The organism is Novosphingobium sp. TCA1 (genome assembly GCF_009811895.1).
GTDB classification, from domain to species: domain Bacteria; phylum Pseudomonadota; class Alphaproteobacteria; order Sphingomonadales; family Sphingomonadaceae; genus Novosphingobium; species Novosphingobium panipatense_A.
On the sequence record NZ_BLJH01000004.1, the window covers coordinates 260323 to 274360 of the forward strand.

Annotated in this window: 13 protein-coding genes; 2 read left to right on the forward strand and 11 right to left on the reverse strand. The window is 65.4% G+C overall.

The features are described 5' to 3' along the window. Positions 1-384 precede the first annotated feature (384 nt). The 6 genes from NTCA1_RS07670 to NTCA1_RS07695 form a co-directional block, all read right to left on the reverse strand. A complete protein-coding gene (locus NTCA1_RS07670; RefSeq protein ID WP_236549163.1) occupies positions 385-1266 on the reverse strand; it encodes a cell wall hydrolase in 882 nt (293 codons plus the stop codon). Between the two features lie 158 nt (positions 1267-1424). After that, on the reverse strand, positions 1425-2744 hold the full coding sequence (locus NTCA1_RS07675) for a type III PLP-dependent enzyme (RefSeq protein ID WP_159829802.1): 1320 nt from the start codon (positions 2742-2744) through the stop codon (positions 1425-1427). After that, complete coding sequence (locus NTCA1_RS07680; protein ID WP_159829804.1) at positions 2741-2980, reverse strand: acyl carrier protein; 240 nt, start codon at positions 2978-2980, stop codon at positions 2741-2743. Before NTCA1_RS07680 ends, NTCA1_RS07675 begins: the two co-directional genes overlap by 4 nt. 12 nt (positions 2981-2992) lie before the next feature. Next, positions 2993-4570 carry an AMP-binding protein gene (locus NTCA1_RS07685; RefSeq protein ID WP_159829806.1) on the reverse strand — a complete coding sequence of 526 codons (1578 nt, stop codon included), beginning with the start codon at positions 4568-4570 and terminating at the stop codon, positions 2993-2995. Then, entirely contained in the window at positions 4567-5064 is a 498-nt protein-coding gene (locus NTCA1_RS07690) for a serine acetyltransferase (protein WP_133084015.1), read from the reverse strand. Before NTCA1_RS07690 ends, NTCA1_RS07685 begins: the two co-directional genes overlap by 4 nt. 40 nt (positions 5065-5104) lie before the next feature. Then, positions 5105-6295, reverse strand: a complete 1191-nt coding sequence (locus NTCA1_RS07695) for a glycosyltransferase family 61 protein (protein WP_236549164.1) — start codon at positions 6293-6295, stop codon at positions 5105-5107. Positions 6296-6431: 136 nt separating this feature from the next. Between NTCA1_RS07695 and NTCA1_RS07700 the strand changes: the two genes are divergently transcribed. Next, positions 6432-7733 carry a glycosyltransferase gene (locus NTCA1_RS07700; protein WP_159829808.1) on the forward strand — a complete coding sequence of 434 codons (1302 nt, stop codon included), beginning with the start codon at positions 6432-6434 and terminating at the stop codon, positions 7731-7733. Here NTCA1_RS07700 and NTCA1_RS07705 read toward each other — a convergent pair. The 5 genes from NTCA1_RS07705 to NTCA1_RS07725 all read right to left on the reverse strand — a co-directional run bounded on the left by NTCA1_RS07705 (position 7728) and on the right by NTCA1_RS07725 (position 12884). Then, positions 7728-8684, reverse strand: a complete 957-nt coding sequence (locus NTCA1_RS07705) for a hypothetical protein (protein WP_159829810.1) — start codon at positions 8682-8684, stop codon at positions 7728-7730. The genes NTCA1_RS07700 and NTCA1_RS07705 overlap by 6 nt on opposite strands. A gap of 72 nt (positions 8685-8756) precedes the next feature. Further along, the gene (locus tag NTCA1_RS07710; protein ID WP_133084013.1) at positions 8757-9530 is read right to left on the reverse strand and encodes a CpsD/CapB family tyrosine-protein kinase; all 774 of its coding nucleotides are present in this window, start codon (positions 9528-9530) and stop codon (positions 8757-8759) included. After that, positions 9527-11044: a lipopolysaccharide biosynthesis protein gene (locus NTCA1_RS07715; RefSeq protein ID WP_159829812.1), complete on the reverse strand. Its 1518-nt coding sequence runs from the start codon at positions 11042-11044 to the stop codon at positions 9527-9529. Before NTCA1_RS07715 ends, NTCA1_RS07710 begins: the two co-directional genes overlap by 4 nt. Next, entirely contained in the window at positions 11041-12120 is a 1080-nt protein-coding gene (locus NTCA1_RS07720) for a hypothetical protein (protein ID WP_159829814.1), read from the reverse strand. Before NTCA1_RS07720 ends, NTCA1_RS07715 begins: the two co-directional genes overlap by 4 nt. 122 nt (positions 12121-12242) lie before the next feature. After that, entirely contained in the window at positions 12243-12884 is a 642-nt protein-coding gene (locus NTCA1_RS07725; RefSeq protein WP_236549165.1) for a polysaccharide biosynthesis/export family protein, read from the reverse strand. Positions 12885-13136: 252 nt separating this feature from the next. Between NTCA1_RS07725 and NTCA1_RS07730 the strand changes: the two genes are divergently transcribed. Continuing rightward, positions 13137-14027 carry a WecB/TagA/CpsF family glycosyltransferase gene (locus NTCA1_RS07730; RefSeq protein WP_159829816.1) on the forward strand — a complete coding sequence of 297 codons (891 nt, stop codon included), beginning with the start codon at positions 13137-13139 and terminating at the stop codon, positions 14025-14027. The last annotated feature ends 11 nt before the right edge of the window (positions 14028-14038 follow it).

The window sequence follows — 14038 nt, forward strand, 5'->3', positions numbered from 1 at the left end:
TCTTCATGCACAGATGTAGGTTTTCCGGCGCGGCTTGGCAAACGGCGCCTGTGGTTTGCCGGTAAAATCGCTGCACCGAACGGCCGCCAGGTGGCTGGCATGCGTTCGGTGGTTGATCGTTACCAGCTGCGGGAGGCGGCGTTCCCGACACTGAGTCCGGGACGGGACTCGGTGAGGGCGGGAACAGTGCCAAGCGGCTCGGAAGCGACCGCAGTCACCATCACGGGCCGTAGCCATTTTATCGTATACGGATCTCCAATTTCTTCGGATCCGAATCTGGCCATGCTTCGTGTCTTTCCTTGTGCGGGAATGTTACGAAGTGTTTCTGTGTGGAGATATTTTGCAATCAACCAGCAAGGATGTGGAAATGTGGGTCTCTCCGCATCACGATCCTCGCATCATGCACTGCTGCGGTGGTTTAATCGCAAATTCGCCGCAGTTCCATAGCGCTTTGTCAGGCGTGCCGGGGCGGCGCACGAACGAGAAGGACATGGCGTCGACCGAGTTTCCCGAAAGCGGGAGGCTTTGTGCGCGGCGCGAAGGGTCGGTCCAGCCAATGAAGCGGCACTCTTCCAACCCGGCACAGCGCTGCTCGGCGATGTCCAAGAAGGTCGTCGGAGCATGGGCCGGAAGCGTGACGAGGAACAGACCGGGTGCCGACGCTGCCAACGCATTCGGTGCGTCGCTGTTTTCCGCCAATGCTGGTGAGGCATCCCCGTCTGGATCTGTGCCGGCATGGGCTATGGAGAGGTTCGCGAGACGGGCAATCCGGGGCTCGCCGCCGAGATAGCGCCGGTTGAAGGCGGCAGAGGCACCGATACTTCCCCGCCAGCGAAAGAACAGGTGGGTATCGACCACGGCGAGCTTGTCCATCTCGCGGTCCCACGGCGGGCTGACCCAGTCGGTGTGGTAGTGGGTCGCTTCGCCTACCGTGCCTTCGACCCGGCCGAGCAGCATTTCCGCAGCCGTCTCTCTGGCCTGCCGCCAGTCCCGGAGAGAAGGCCGCCGCCGATCGAGCGAACCGTCGCACGTGAAAGTGAACTGGCATCCCGTCACGCGTTCGGCTCCGGCAAAGACGACGCCGCAGATCGTGGCGGGGAATGCGGCATGGCGGACCCGGTTGAGCACGACCTGCGCCACCGCCCGCTGCCCTGCCGCTTCGCTGCCCGCCTCGTAGTAATCCGCAGCGGCGAGACAATCGATCGCCCGCGCCCGGTCTTCCGCGCCGGAGCCGAGGTAGAAGGGGCGAGCGGGGGATAGTGCCACAGGGATGGCGGCCTTGCTCGTGGTAAGCAGACCTGCGCGCGATGTGCCCCCTCGTGAAACCGGCAGTCCTGGAGCGGATATGGGCACCGAGTTCAGCGGAACCTTCTCGGCGGGCGCCGTCAGGATCGCGGCGCCCAGGAGAAGGGCGCCCTGCCGGATCACAGGTTCTGGTTGGCCGCAGCGGGATGCCCGGCATCGACCAGAGCCGCTTCCTCGATCCCCGCAAGATGCCCGTAGCGGCTCACGACTTTCCCGAGCGGCCGGGTAATGCGCAGCAGGGTATCGGCCACGATCATGACTTCCTCCGGCAGAGGATGGCTGATGAAGTGAACCGGACTGGCGGTCAGGCCGTAGGCGCCGCTGTTGTGAACGGCGAGGAGATCGCCCTCCGCAAGGCGAGGCAGTTCCACGCCGCTCGCGAGCCGGTCTATCGACGTGCAAAGCGGCCCGACCACATCGACAGCCTCCAGTTCGTCGTCTTCCCTCTGGCCGAGCCGATGCATCCGATAATTCCGGCGCACCACCATGCCGAAATGACCGGAGGCGGGAAGATGGTTGTTCATGCCGCCGTCGCAGATGGCGATATGCCGTCCGCGCGATAGCTTGGTGGAAATCACGCGCGTCACGAAGTAGCCTGCCTCTGAAACCAGGTATCGCCCCAGTTCCAGCACTATCCGGGTCTCGGCATAGCGGGACAGGTTCTTCAGGTCTGCAAGTGCGGGCAGGAAGGCCGCGGAGACGGCGGAGAGGTCCAGCGGCGTGTCGTTCTCATGGTAGGCAACGCCGAGCCCGGAACCCAGGACCAGCATTTCGGGTACGATGTCATGCGTGGAACAGAGCCGGTCGAACAGACCGAGCAGATGGCCATAGGTTTCCGTGATCGCTTCGGCCTTGAGGCACTGGGTCCCGGCATAGCTGTGCAGGCCTGCAAGTAGGAGGCCGGGAAGAGCGACGATCGCGGCCAGGGCGGCGTCGGCCTCTTCAACGTCGATGCCGAAAGGCGTCGGACGGCCCGACATCTGGTCGCCGAACCCCTTGGGCAGGCTGGCAGGCGAGATCCTGACCAGCACGGGCTGAACTTTGCCCAGGCTGCGCGCGATGCTGTCGGCCAGTCTTGCCTCGCGCAGGGATTCAATCACGAGATGGCCCACTCCGGCCCGGATCGCCTCATCTATCTCCACCTCGCGCTTGCCCGGGCCGGTGAAACTCAGCAGCGCGGTGTCCCACCCAGCTTCCTGAGCCAGGCGCAGTTCTCCGGCCGAGGAAATATCGAGTTGCTCGATCCGGCCCGACAGCCATTCCAGCAGGGCCGGGTTGGGATTGCTCTTGACCGCGTAGCTGAACTCTACTGCGCCGCTGAAGCTGTCGCGTAGTAGATCGATGCGCTGCTCGATCGGTGCAGTGAGGTAGACGAAGCAGGGGGTTCCGAAGCGTTCGGCGGCTTTTTCCAGCAAGGCGTCCCTGTCGCCCGCCGTCACGCCGCCAGCTTTCTCGCGAAGTCCAGAATGCGCGAGGCCGTATCGAAGTTCTCCAGCGTCACATCCTCGGCGCGGATCTCGGTGCCGGTTTCGCGCTCGACGTACATGATGAGGTTGAGCATCGCCACGGAATCGAGAGCGCCGCTGGAAAACAGTGGGGTTTCGGCATCCACTTCGCCGTCAAGTGCAGCAAATTCGGCGATGGCGCGGATCAGGCTGTCTTCCGTTAGGGGCATGGCTGGACTTTCTCAGGCGGGAGCGGAGGGCTGAGGAGCGGGAGGTTCGGCGGGAGGTTGGCACTCACGGATCACTTCGGGCCGCGCCAGCTTCCCGCTGGCAGTGCGGGGCATCGCCTGCGGCCAGACGTGGATGCAGTGCGGCACCATGTAGGCCGGCATGACCGAGCGGCAGTGCGCGCGCAGGGCCTCGCAGGTTGCGTCTCCCAGCAGGGTCACGGCAATCTGCACCGCCTGGCCCAGCATTTCGTCCTGCACGCCAAAGGCAACCACGTCGGCGGCAAGGCCGCTGCGATAGACGAGGTCTTCCACTTCCTCGGGACTGACGCGGTAGCCGCTGGTCTTGATCAGCGCATCATTGCGGCTGACGAACCACAAGTCGCCGTCCTCGTCGATGCGCACGATGTCTCCGCTGTAGACGACGGGTTCGGCGCCGATCAGGTCGAAGAGTTCCGGGCAGGGGCGGATCTTCTCCGCCGTCGCCTCGGGTCGGTTCCAGTAGCCCTGGCTGACGAGCGGCCCGCGATGAACCAGTTCGCCCTGCTCTCCCGGCCCCGCGCGGCCGATGCCATGCCGGATCACGAAGACTTCCGCGCCGGGAATGGCGCGGCCGATCGAGCCCATCTTCCGTTCGAACCGTTCTGGGGCAAGATAGGTGGACCGGAAAGCTTCGGTAAGGCCGTACATCAGGTAGATGTCGGTGCCGGGAAAGACCCCAGCCATCTGTTCCAGCGTCGCCATGGGTATCTTGCCGCCGGAATTGGTGATGTAGCGAAGGGCGGGAAGCGATGTCGGTGCAGAGGCCAGCAGGCGCACGATCTGGATCCAGAGCGGCGGCACAGCGGCAAGTCCGGTCACCGCGTGGCGTTCGAGCGAACGGACGATCTCGCTGGCCATCGGTACGTTCTGGTGAACCACGCTGCCACCCACCAACAGCATCGTCGTGAGCTGGTTGAAGCCGTAGTCGAAGCTGTAGGGCAGCACGCTGAGCAGCCTGTCGTCCGCGGTGAGACGCAGGTATTCGGCCACCGAGCGCGCGCCTTGCAGGATGTTGGCGTGGCTCAGCATCACGCCCTTGGGCTTGCCGGTCGAACCTGAAGTATAGATGATCGCGGCGAGGTCATCGGTCTTACGCGGAACGGCCTCGAAATGCCGGGCGGGAAGGTCGGAAAGAGTGGGGACATCGTCCAGCCCCCTCGCGCTGGAGACAGGCAGGATCCGCTCGGCAGCGATGCCTTCGGCAACGAGCATGCGGGCCATCGCCGGTTCGACGATCAGCAAGCTTGCGCCGCAGTCTTCGGCCACGAAACGCACCTGCTCGGAAGTCCAGGCCGTGCTGATATCGACGAGCACGGCCCCGGCGCGGGTGACGCCCAGCAGGGCGGCCACTTCGGCTATGCCCTTGCGCACCTGCACCAGTACCCGGTCGCCCGCGGAGACGTCGCGCGATACCAGATGCGCGGCGATCGCGGCGCTGTAGGCGTCCATCTGCTCGTAAGTTGCCTCACGGTCGGGATCGATCAGGAAGACCTTGCCGGATCGCGCGGGCAGGTTGTCCGCGAAAAGTTCGTGCAGGGTGGCGGCGCTCATCGCAGCGGCCCCAGGCGAGGGTAAATTCGCGCCGGTGAGCCGACCACGATGGAATCGGAGGGAACGTCCGTAGTGACTGCCGTATTGGCGGCGATACGCACCCTGTCTCCGATGCGGATCGCGCCGAGCACGGTGGAGTTCACGCCGATGAAGACGTCATCTCCGATCACCGGCGCCCCTTCGCGCATGTTCGAGCCTATCGTCACGTTGTGCATGACGCCGAGGCGGTCTCCGATCACCGATCCCGGATGGATCGAGAGCGACCCCTCGTTGTTGACGATGTGGAAATCGGCGCCGAGCGTCGCGCCGGGGGGGATCCAGATCTTGGTCAGGTTCGCCACGAAGACATTGGCGAAGCCGTAAGTCCGGGACACCAGCATGCGCGCCAGCGGATGACGCAGATCGCGGCCCCATCGTCCGTAGCGATAGAGGCAGAGCGAAATGAAGGACCCGCTCAGCAGCGTCCCGCCATGCCGCCGATAATCGCCGCGCATGGCCGCCCAGCCACCTTGCCCAGGCTTGCGGTCTCGCCGGTCAGACAAGGTCGAGCGTGCGCTCGATCTCGTCGATGTTCGCTGTGAAAGCATGGTTGGTTCCTTCCCCGACGACCAGCGCATAGCCCTGTCCCTGCCGGTCGGTGAGCAGCTTGAGTGCGGATACCGCGCGCAGCGGCGGTTGAATGACGAGGGCGCAGCCGTCCGGCGGCATCGTCACCAGCCCGTGAACGAGGTGACTGCCTTCCACCCCCGCCACGACCTTGGCGCCGCCGCAGGCGCGGGCGATCTCGTCCAGGGGAGCGTGGCTGGGGTCGAGCACCTGGAAGCCCCGGCGCGCGGCGAGATGCTCGGCGATCCGGCGTTCGTTCAGCAGGACCCGCGCATCGCCGCTGCGCCCACGAAGGAGAAAGACGCCGGGATGGCGCTCGATCGGCCCCCGGATGAGCCTGCGTCGCATGGCTTCGGCGCGCTGGCGCTTGTGTTCGTTATGGGCGCCGTCGTCGAACAGGATCAGTTCACGAAAGAAACCGGAGGTGCCGCGCGCGGGCAGCATGTCCAGCGCGCGTTCGTATTCCGGCATGTGCCCGTCCTGTCGCCGGGTCGCGTAGGGGATGCCTGCGCTTTCCGCGAGCCTGTACGTCAGGCAATCGTCGCTCAGCCAGTTGCCGAACCAGCGGTTGCCTAGCCAGGATTCGAACAGCGCCATCCGCGCTTCCTCGCGCGGGACCAGGGCGGCGGGCGAAAAGGTCGTTCGCCGCCGCAGGTGCCGCAGGGCGCCGCCCGCGTAGAGTACGCCGTCGTGCAGAAGGGCGTTCCTGAGGCGGTAGCCCAAGGTGGGGCCTTGCCTGGCTTCGAAATCCCCCTTGAAGTGCCGCACGACTTCGCCGATCGAGCCGAACTCGGCCCCGGTGATCCGTTCGAGCTGGCCCGGCAAGGCTTTTGCCGGGCGGATATGCGAAGAGGTTCCCGGCGCAATCTGCCAGCGTTCGGCCGCTGCCTTGGCGATGTCCGGCCGCGCCTGCCCCAGAAGACGGGAAGCAAGCGCCGCCGCAGGCCGGAGTGAAAAGGCGCGCGCCGCAGTGGTCCGTGCGAAAGGAAGCGGAGCCGGACGGGAAAGGCTGAAGGTCATCGCGCCGCCATCCCGGACATTGTCCTCTTGCCCGTCGCGGGCATCGGTAAAGGCCTGGATTCGGGCAAGCGATATCTCCGCAATCGTGTCTTTCCGCAAACCAGGTTCAAGTTCGCACGATGGAGCGCGGCGGCGCATCCGGGCGATGGGGGACCCATGGTCCACAGGTCAAAAATGCCATTGGGAAAAGTCGCAATGCCGCGCCGACCGGCGGTTCTGCATAGTGTGAGCCATGATGGAGATCGCGGACCCGGGAGGACGTGGAAGCCTCGCTCTGCAGGGATGGCAGTGCGAAGCCTCCGATGCCTTGCCGATCGATTTCGCAACAGCGGGTGAAGCAAGGGCGACTTGCAGGATCGCCTATTTCACCAACGTCTATCCCAAGATCAGCCACAGCTTCATAAGGACCGAGATCGCCGCGCTGGAGCGCCGGGGATTTGCTGTTCATCGCTTCACCATCCGCCGCTCCGGCGAGCGTTTCGAGGACGCCGAGGATCGAGGCGAGGACGATCGCACCACGGCGCTTCTGGAGAGCCGCCGCGCTCTTGCCGGTGCGGTTCTGGCCAGTCTTATCACACGCCCGCGTGCTGCGCTCGCCACCTTGAGGCTGTCCCTGCGCATGGCGGGATGGAAGCAAGGTCTCAGGGCCTTCGCCTACTTTGCGGAGGCGGCCCTGTTAGTGCGGCTGCTGGAGCGAGAGGACGTCCGGCATATCCATGTTCACTTTGGCACCAATCCTTCCGCGGTGGCCCGTCTTGTCGCTCGCCTTGCTCCGGTGTCCTACAGCTTTACGGTCCACGGCCCGGATGAGTTCGACGATCCGCGCGGCCTGGATCTTGCCGGAAAGATTGCGGAGGCGCGTTTCGTCGCTGCCGTTTCCAGCTTCGGGCGCGGTCAACTCATGCGCTGGGCATCGCCCGACGATTGGCATCGCATCCGGGTCGTCCGCTGCGCAGTGGCGCCCCAATTCGTTCGAGCGGCGGCTCGCCCTTGCGCCGTCGTGCAGGCTCCGAGACTTCTTTGCGTCGCCCGGCTGAGCGCTCAAAAGGGATTGCCGCTATTGATCGAGGCCATGGCCACAGTGGCAGCTCAGCGCGCCGTCACGCTCGATCTGATCGGCGACGGCGAGGATCGCGCCGCGATCGAGCGGCAGATCGCGCGTGCCGGTCTGCAGGAAAACGTCCGTCTGCTCGGTTGGCAAACGGGCGAGGCGATCCGCGAGGCTCTGGGTGAAGTGCGTGCGCTGATCCTGCCCAGCTTTGCCGAAGGGTTGCCGGTCGTGCTGATGGAGGCCATGGCCTGCGAACGTCCAGTCATTGCCACTGCGATTGCCGGGGTACCGGAACTCGTCGACGGGGAGGTGGGCTGGCTCGTGCCTTCAGGCTCGGCGGATGCCCTTGCCGAAGCGATGATGTCCGCACTGGATGCACCGCCGGAAGAACTGGCCGCCATGGGACGGAAAGGGCGCGCACGCGTGTTGGAGCGCCATGACCCGGACCGGAATGCGGCGCAGCTTGCCGCCTTGCTGTCCTCATAGGCTTGCAGGTGGGATCAGTCTGAGCAGCGGGGTCAGATGGCGGCGCCACAACGCGGCGCGGTTCTGCCGTTCCGGCAGGCGGCGCACCATCCACGCGATGTCCTTGCGCGAAAGGCCGGTGCGCTCGCACAGGAAAGGATGGCGCGGCGGGTTGGTGAAATAGCTGTAGAACAGCGCCGCGCGATCCCGCGCGACCGCTGGCTTGCCCCGGTGGAAGCAGCGCGCGGTATCGCAGAATACCACCGTGCCGCGCGGTCCTTCGCAGCTGACGATATCCCTCTCGTATCCCGGGCCGAGGCGCTGTTCCAGTTCGGCATCGTCGGAGAGGGCATACGTGAAGCCCTTCAGATCGTCCTGAAGCGTATCCGCGCGGGATATCTGCTGGAACGGGCCGCCGGCAGCGTCCACTTCATGGAGATAGACCGCGATCTTCAGCATCCTGCGGTCTTCCCAGTCGCGGTGCCATTTGCGCGTGGAAATGGCACGGCCGTCCGCCACGGTGTAGTTGATGGCAACGCCGTCGTAGGCGGCAGGCAGGCCGAGATAGGATTCCGCGATGTCCAGCAGCCGGTCCTGAAGCCCCCAGCGAAAGATCGCCGCACGGCGCACGATGCTTTCCGGGGGGACGACGATGAAAGACCGGCCCTGCCGCGCCAGGGCACGCGCCGTTTCCGCGAAATTCTCCGCTAAGGCAGTTGCCCGCGCGAGGATCGCCTCGCTGCCGGGTACGCCCAGCGTCTCCAGCGTCGTGACATGGATGCCGCGGGAATGAAGATCCTTGACGATCTGCGCATCTCCGGCCGAGAGGTGCGGGAGGGAGGCACGATGACGCCTGAGGGCATCGTCATGTCGATGGCCCAGCCAGGTTCGGACGGGGCGCTGGTTGAACAGTTTCAATGCGGTGCGCGCAGGCAGGTCGCGTAGCCACCGGCTGTCTCCGAGGCCGATCATGGTAGCTCTCCCGTGTTTTGGCGGCCGCACAGGCCGCCGGTTGTGTCACACCCGCAAGAGAAGGCCCGCCAATCAGGTCTCGGCGCGGTCCCGATAACGCCCCGAATAGCCATATTCGTTTCGCCGCACCGGCTGGGACAGCGACATGTTGAGAATGGACCCGATGATCGGCGTCCCGCCCAGCGCGCCGGTCACTTCCAGCACGCCGCTCTTGCGGCTTCGTCCTTCCTGCGCGACCAGTAAAACACCGTCGACGACCCGCGCGATATGGACCAGATCGTCGCCGATCAGTGCAGGCGGCGTATCGACAATGCAGATTGCGGAACTGTCCTCGGCCGCGACCTGATGCAGCGCATGGGCCAGCCTGGGCGATGCCAGCATCTGTTCGGCCCCGAGATGAGCGCGCCGAACCCGGTGGACGGCAAGGTCGAAACCTTCGACCGGCATGGCGGTTTCCCGCCATTCGGCCTCGCCCAGAAGATAATCGTCGATCCCGGCCGTCCCTTCCTCAAGCCCCAGTCGTACGCCCAGGGTAGGGCGCCTGAGGTCCAGTTCGACAAGCACGGTGGGCCTTACCCGGCTGAGCACGGCCGCGAGGTTGGCGGCAACATGCGTCTTGCCGTTGCCTGCCTCCACCGACGTGATGGCGAACAGGCGGTTGCCGCTCTTCTGCACATGCGCGAGCAGGGTCGAGCGGATCATGAAGAACGGATAGAGGTCCTCGCCCATCTGCCCGAAACCGAAGATCCGGTTGGCCGCAAGATGTGCCGGGTCGAGGCGAGCCTGCCGGTTTGCGTCCAGATCGATCTGGCGGCGCAGAGGGGGAATTCCGGGTTCGGCATTCATCTACCCAGCTCCTTCCCCGGTGCATGGCGGAAACCGGGCAGATAATCCCGCAAGGCCGCCGTCAACCTCGCCATTCTCCCCGAAAAACGATCTTCCCCGGAGACCAGCGGGACTACACCGAAAGAGGGCACTTTCAGTGTCCTTGCCAGAGTGTCGGGGCCATGGATGGTCCCACTGAGCAGTTCGAAGCCGAATATCATGCAAAGGCCGATCACGGCGCCACCCGCCATCCCCGCCGCCAGAAGCATCACCGGCTTCGCGCCGAGCGGCTGGAGCGGCAGGCTGGGCTGATCGACGACGGTGAAGCGCTCGCCCTTGTCCTCGGACTGGAGATTGGCGGCGACTTGCGCGTCAAGCTGCTTTTCTCGCAGGGAATCGTACTGCCGCTTGATGTTGTCGTATTCGCGTTCGATCATGTTGAGTTCGTAGGCCGCCTGAGGCGCCTGCGAGGCGCGCTGGTCCAGATCGGCCATCGTCTGCACCAGTTCGGCCCGGCGATGGGCGAGCACGGCGATGCGCTGCCGACCTGCGGCGATCTCCGTCGAGATCAGGTTGGCTCCGGGAGGCGGGAGCCGCGATTGCAGGGCCTTCTGGCGCTCGACTTCGGCCCTTGCGGCGATCACGTCGGGGAACGTGTCGGAATGGACTGCCAGAAGCTGGGCAAGCCGGTCCTCGGAGCGTCGCAGCCCGTCACCGCCCCCAGAAGCCGCCTGGCCGATCTCCTGCTGGCGCGCGGCGAGAAGGCTGTTCTGCTGGACGAGACCCTGGGTTTCGGCATCGGTTCGCGAGATTTCCGCGCGCAAGGCCGAGCTGGACTGCGCGCTGAGGGCGACGCTGCTGGGCAGGGCGCCTGCATAGTGCGCCTCCACGCCGCGCCGCTTGTCCTCCAGGTCGCGAAGCTGGCGGCGCAGTTCCTCGGACCGGTTTTCCAGAAAGGAGGCTGTGCCGCTCGCCTGTTCGGTGCGGAAACGCTTGTCTTCTGCAAGGAACATGCGGGTAAGTTGCTGCGTGACCGCCTGCGCCTTCAGCGGATCGGCGTACTTGAACGAGAGCGTGAAGGCGATCGTGCTGCCGCCGCCCCGCGCCTGGTCCGCGCCGACGAGATCGACGCCGATATCCTGGCGCATGACGTCGAGGAGCCCGGGAAAATCCATCTTCTCGCGCTTGTCCGGGTAGAGCGCATTGGCCCGGATCAGCCCGGCCAGACTGTCGCGGCTGACGATCTGCTGGCGGATCTTGGCGATGCGCTCGTCGGCGATGTCGGTCAGCGGCGAAGCGACGAGGCTGGTCGGAATCTGGGGGGAATCGATCAGTAGCGTGGCCGCCGACTGATAGACCGACTTGCGCATGGCGACGGCGATACCCGCAGCCAGCAGTCCCAGGACGATAGGGGCGATCATCCATCGCCAGCGGCGGCGCAGCATGGCCAGGATTTCGCGGGGATAGATGCCGATGCTGTCGGGATCGAAGCCGGGCGGTTCGGCGCGCCGCAGGTCGGTGGATGCCGTGTTCATGGCCGCGGCATCCGCAGGAGCAGCCCGGCGCGAAAGGTCAGGGAGTTCATCTTCTGGTCGGCCAGCCCGGTCCTTTGCTGATATTCGAGGCCGCCGTAGACCGTGAAACGCCCATCGAGCCGATGTTCGTAGCGAGACGTGAAGGTCAGCGCCTCGAGAGCGCCTTGCCTGCCACCCCCGCCGGAACCTGCTCCCGCACCTTGCGGCGAGCGCCGATATTCTCCGCCCGCCACCAGCCTTCCCCGCTCGCTCGCGCGCCAGTCGAGGCTCGTCGCGGCCGAGATCTCGCGCTGGATCCCGCTGAAGCTGCTCACGATCGAGGTCACGGCGGCGGAAGTGCAGAATCGCAACCTTCCGGGTTCGTGACAGAGATTGGCAGTGCCGGAGAACTGCACCGGGCCGCGCTCGCGGCTCAGCTCAGGGCCGCCCATATCCAGACCGCGCCGTGAAATCTGCGTGACGCCCATTTCCAGCTCGGCACTCCAGCGCTTGGGAAAGCGACGCGCGGCTTTCGCCCGCAAGGCCCAGGATCGCGGATCGCCGCTGGTGTCGGAACGGCTCGACGCCAGCTGACCGGCGATGCCGATCGTGGTGACGGCATCGATCCTTCTCACTGCGCTGAAATCGAAGGACAGGGCGGTGGTCGTGGCCAGCAGGATCGAATTGCGCGGGATGATGCGGTTCCAGCCAAGCCGGCCGTCCAGCGTCGTACGGGCATCGGGATGCAGGGTCAGGGCCTGCGAAATATCGTAGCGGTCCTGAAGACTTATCGGGTCCACCGCACCGTCAAGGCTGGAGGCAACCGCTTCGATCGGCAGGATCCGCTCGAAAGAGGCCTCGGTGCGCAAGGAAAGGTATTCGCTGCGCCGATGGATCAGCGCCGCCTCGATGTTCCCGGTGAGGAAATCGCCGTATTCGCGGACATATCGCCGATAGGCCAGGCTGCCTTCCGACGCGATTTTCGTGCGATGATCGAGCGGCCATTCACCGCCTGCGGTGAGGATAACCTGGCCGCCCGGAATGTCGGCATCGTCGCCGGGACGCAGGAACGGATTGTGTGCCGCAAAGACGCTCATGTCGATCTCGATATACGGCCGGCTCTGCGCACTCGCCGGTCCCGAAGCCGCCGATGTGAGGATGAGCGCGTGACCCAGGACATGAAGTGCGCGAGCGGGAAAGGCGTCATCCAGCCGTGCCGTCACGGAATGACGAGGACGTCGCCGCTCGACAGGGTCGGCAGCGGCTTGGCGAGGTCACCGGGATCGAGGCTGCGGCCGCCCTTGAGCAGGCGCTTGAGTTCGACCGGCTCGACGACCTGACCTTGCGGGGTCTGGCGCAGGATGACGGCGTGCGCGACATCGGCGAATTCGGCAGTGCCGCCCGCCATGCTCAGGGCTTGCAGGATATTGGGTGCGGTCCCGCTGGTGAAGCTGCCGGGCGTGCGGACTTTGCCGAGAACGTAGAAGCGCATGCCGGTGGCCTCGCGCAGGGATACGGTGACGTCCGGCGGGGCTGCCCGGTAATTGAGCGAAATGCGTTCGCGAAGCTCCATCGCGATATCGGATACATTGCGCCCGCTGGCCTTGATCGTTCCTGCCAGCGGAAAGGCGAAAGTGCCGTCGGGCTGGACAAGGACCTGCCGCTGCATCCGCTCCTCGCCCCAGACGAACACGTCGAGTTCGTCTCCTGCGTTCACCGTGTAGCGGCTGGGGGACGATAGGGCCGCCGCCGGCATGACCTCGCGCACGTCCTGCGCGCTGGCCGCGACGGGGGCAAGCACTGTGCTTGCGGCCAGCGCCAGCCGACCGATATGCGCTGAAGAACGGCAGACAAAGAACACGAAACCTCCCCGACCGCCGCCTTCCGACGGTCCGCTTCGAACTCTATCCCTCGCGGCAAAGCCTCGAAATCGTTCGATCGAAGGGCAGTCTTCACGGGTATGAGAATTGAGCAGGCATGCTCTGCCCGTCCGGCGGGAAATGAGGATGCCGGATCGAAGGTCCGAAAATTCGGCAGGCCGATTGGCGGTCCCGGTCGCTACAAGAGATCGCCGGGCGGCACTGGGGCATGATCGCTTCCGGGGAGAACCGTCATGTACCTGGATCAGTTCCACAAGACGTCGGGGCAGTTCGAAAGGGTCGTGTTTCACGAGCCCGTCGTAGCGGTGGAGACCGTCACCGAGCGGCAGATGGAGGAACCCGGTGCGACCGAGTTCCTGGATCTCAGCTTCACGCGGATCGACATGAAAGCGGCTCTGGAGGCGATCGTATCGCGGCCGCCCACGGCACCGTTTTGCTATATCGTCACGCCCAATGTCGATCATGTCGTGCGCCTGCAGCGCCGCCGTTCGGACCTCTGGCCTGCCTATCGCGGCGCCTGGATGACGCTGTGCGACAGCAGGATTCTCGCGAAGATGGCCAGGGCCGTGGGGCGCGACCTGACGGTCGTGACCGGCAGCGACCTCACCGCCGCGCTTTTCGAGAACGGCATCGGCCCGAACGACAGGATCGCGATCCTCGGCGGGAGCGAGGCCATGGTGGAACGGATTGCGGCACGTTACGGGCTGCGCGACGTTCGCCACTACAATCCGCCGATGGGCTTCATCCGTAACGCACGCGAAGTCGCGAAAGCGGTGCGTTTCCTCGCCGAAGCGCGCGCCCGTTACGTGTTTCTGGCCGTGGGCTCGCCGCAGCAGGAAGTGATCGCGCGGCGACTGGCCCGGACGCGCGGCGCGTGCGGGATCGGCCTTTGCGTGGGTGCGGGGCTGGAATTCCTGACCGGAGACCAGGACCGCGCGCCGCGCATGGTCCAGCAGATGTCGCTGGAATGGCTCTATCGGCTAGGGTCCGATCCGCGCAGGCTCTGGCGGCGCTATCTGGTCGAAGGACCGCAAATCTTTCGTATCCATCAGGTCTGGCGCCGGATGACGCCGGGGTTCCCCGATAGAGCGCTGCACCGGACAGCGGGAGGAGCACCCTCCTGAAGCCTCTCGCG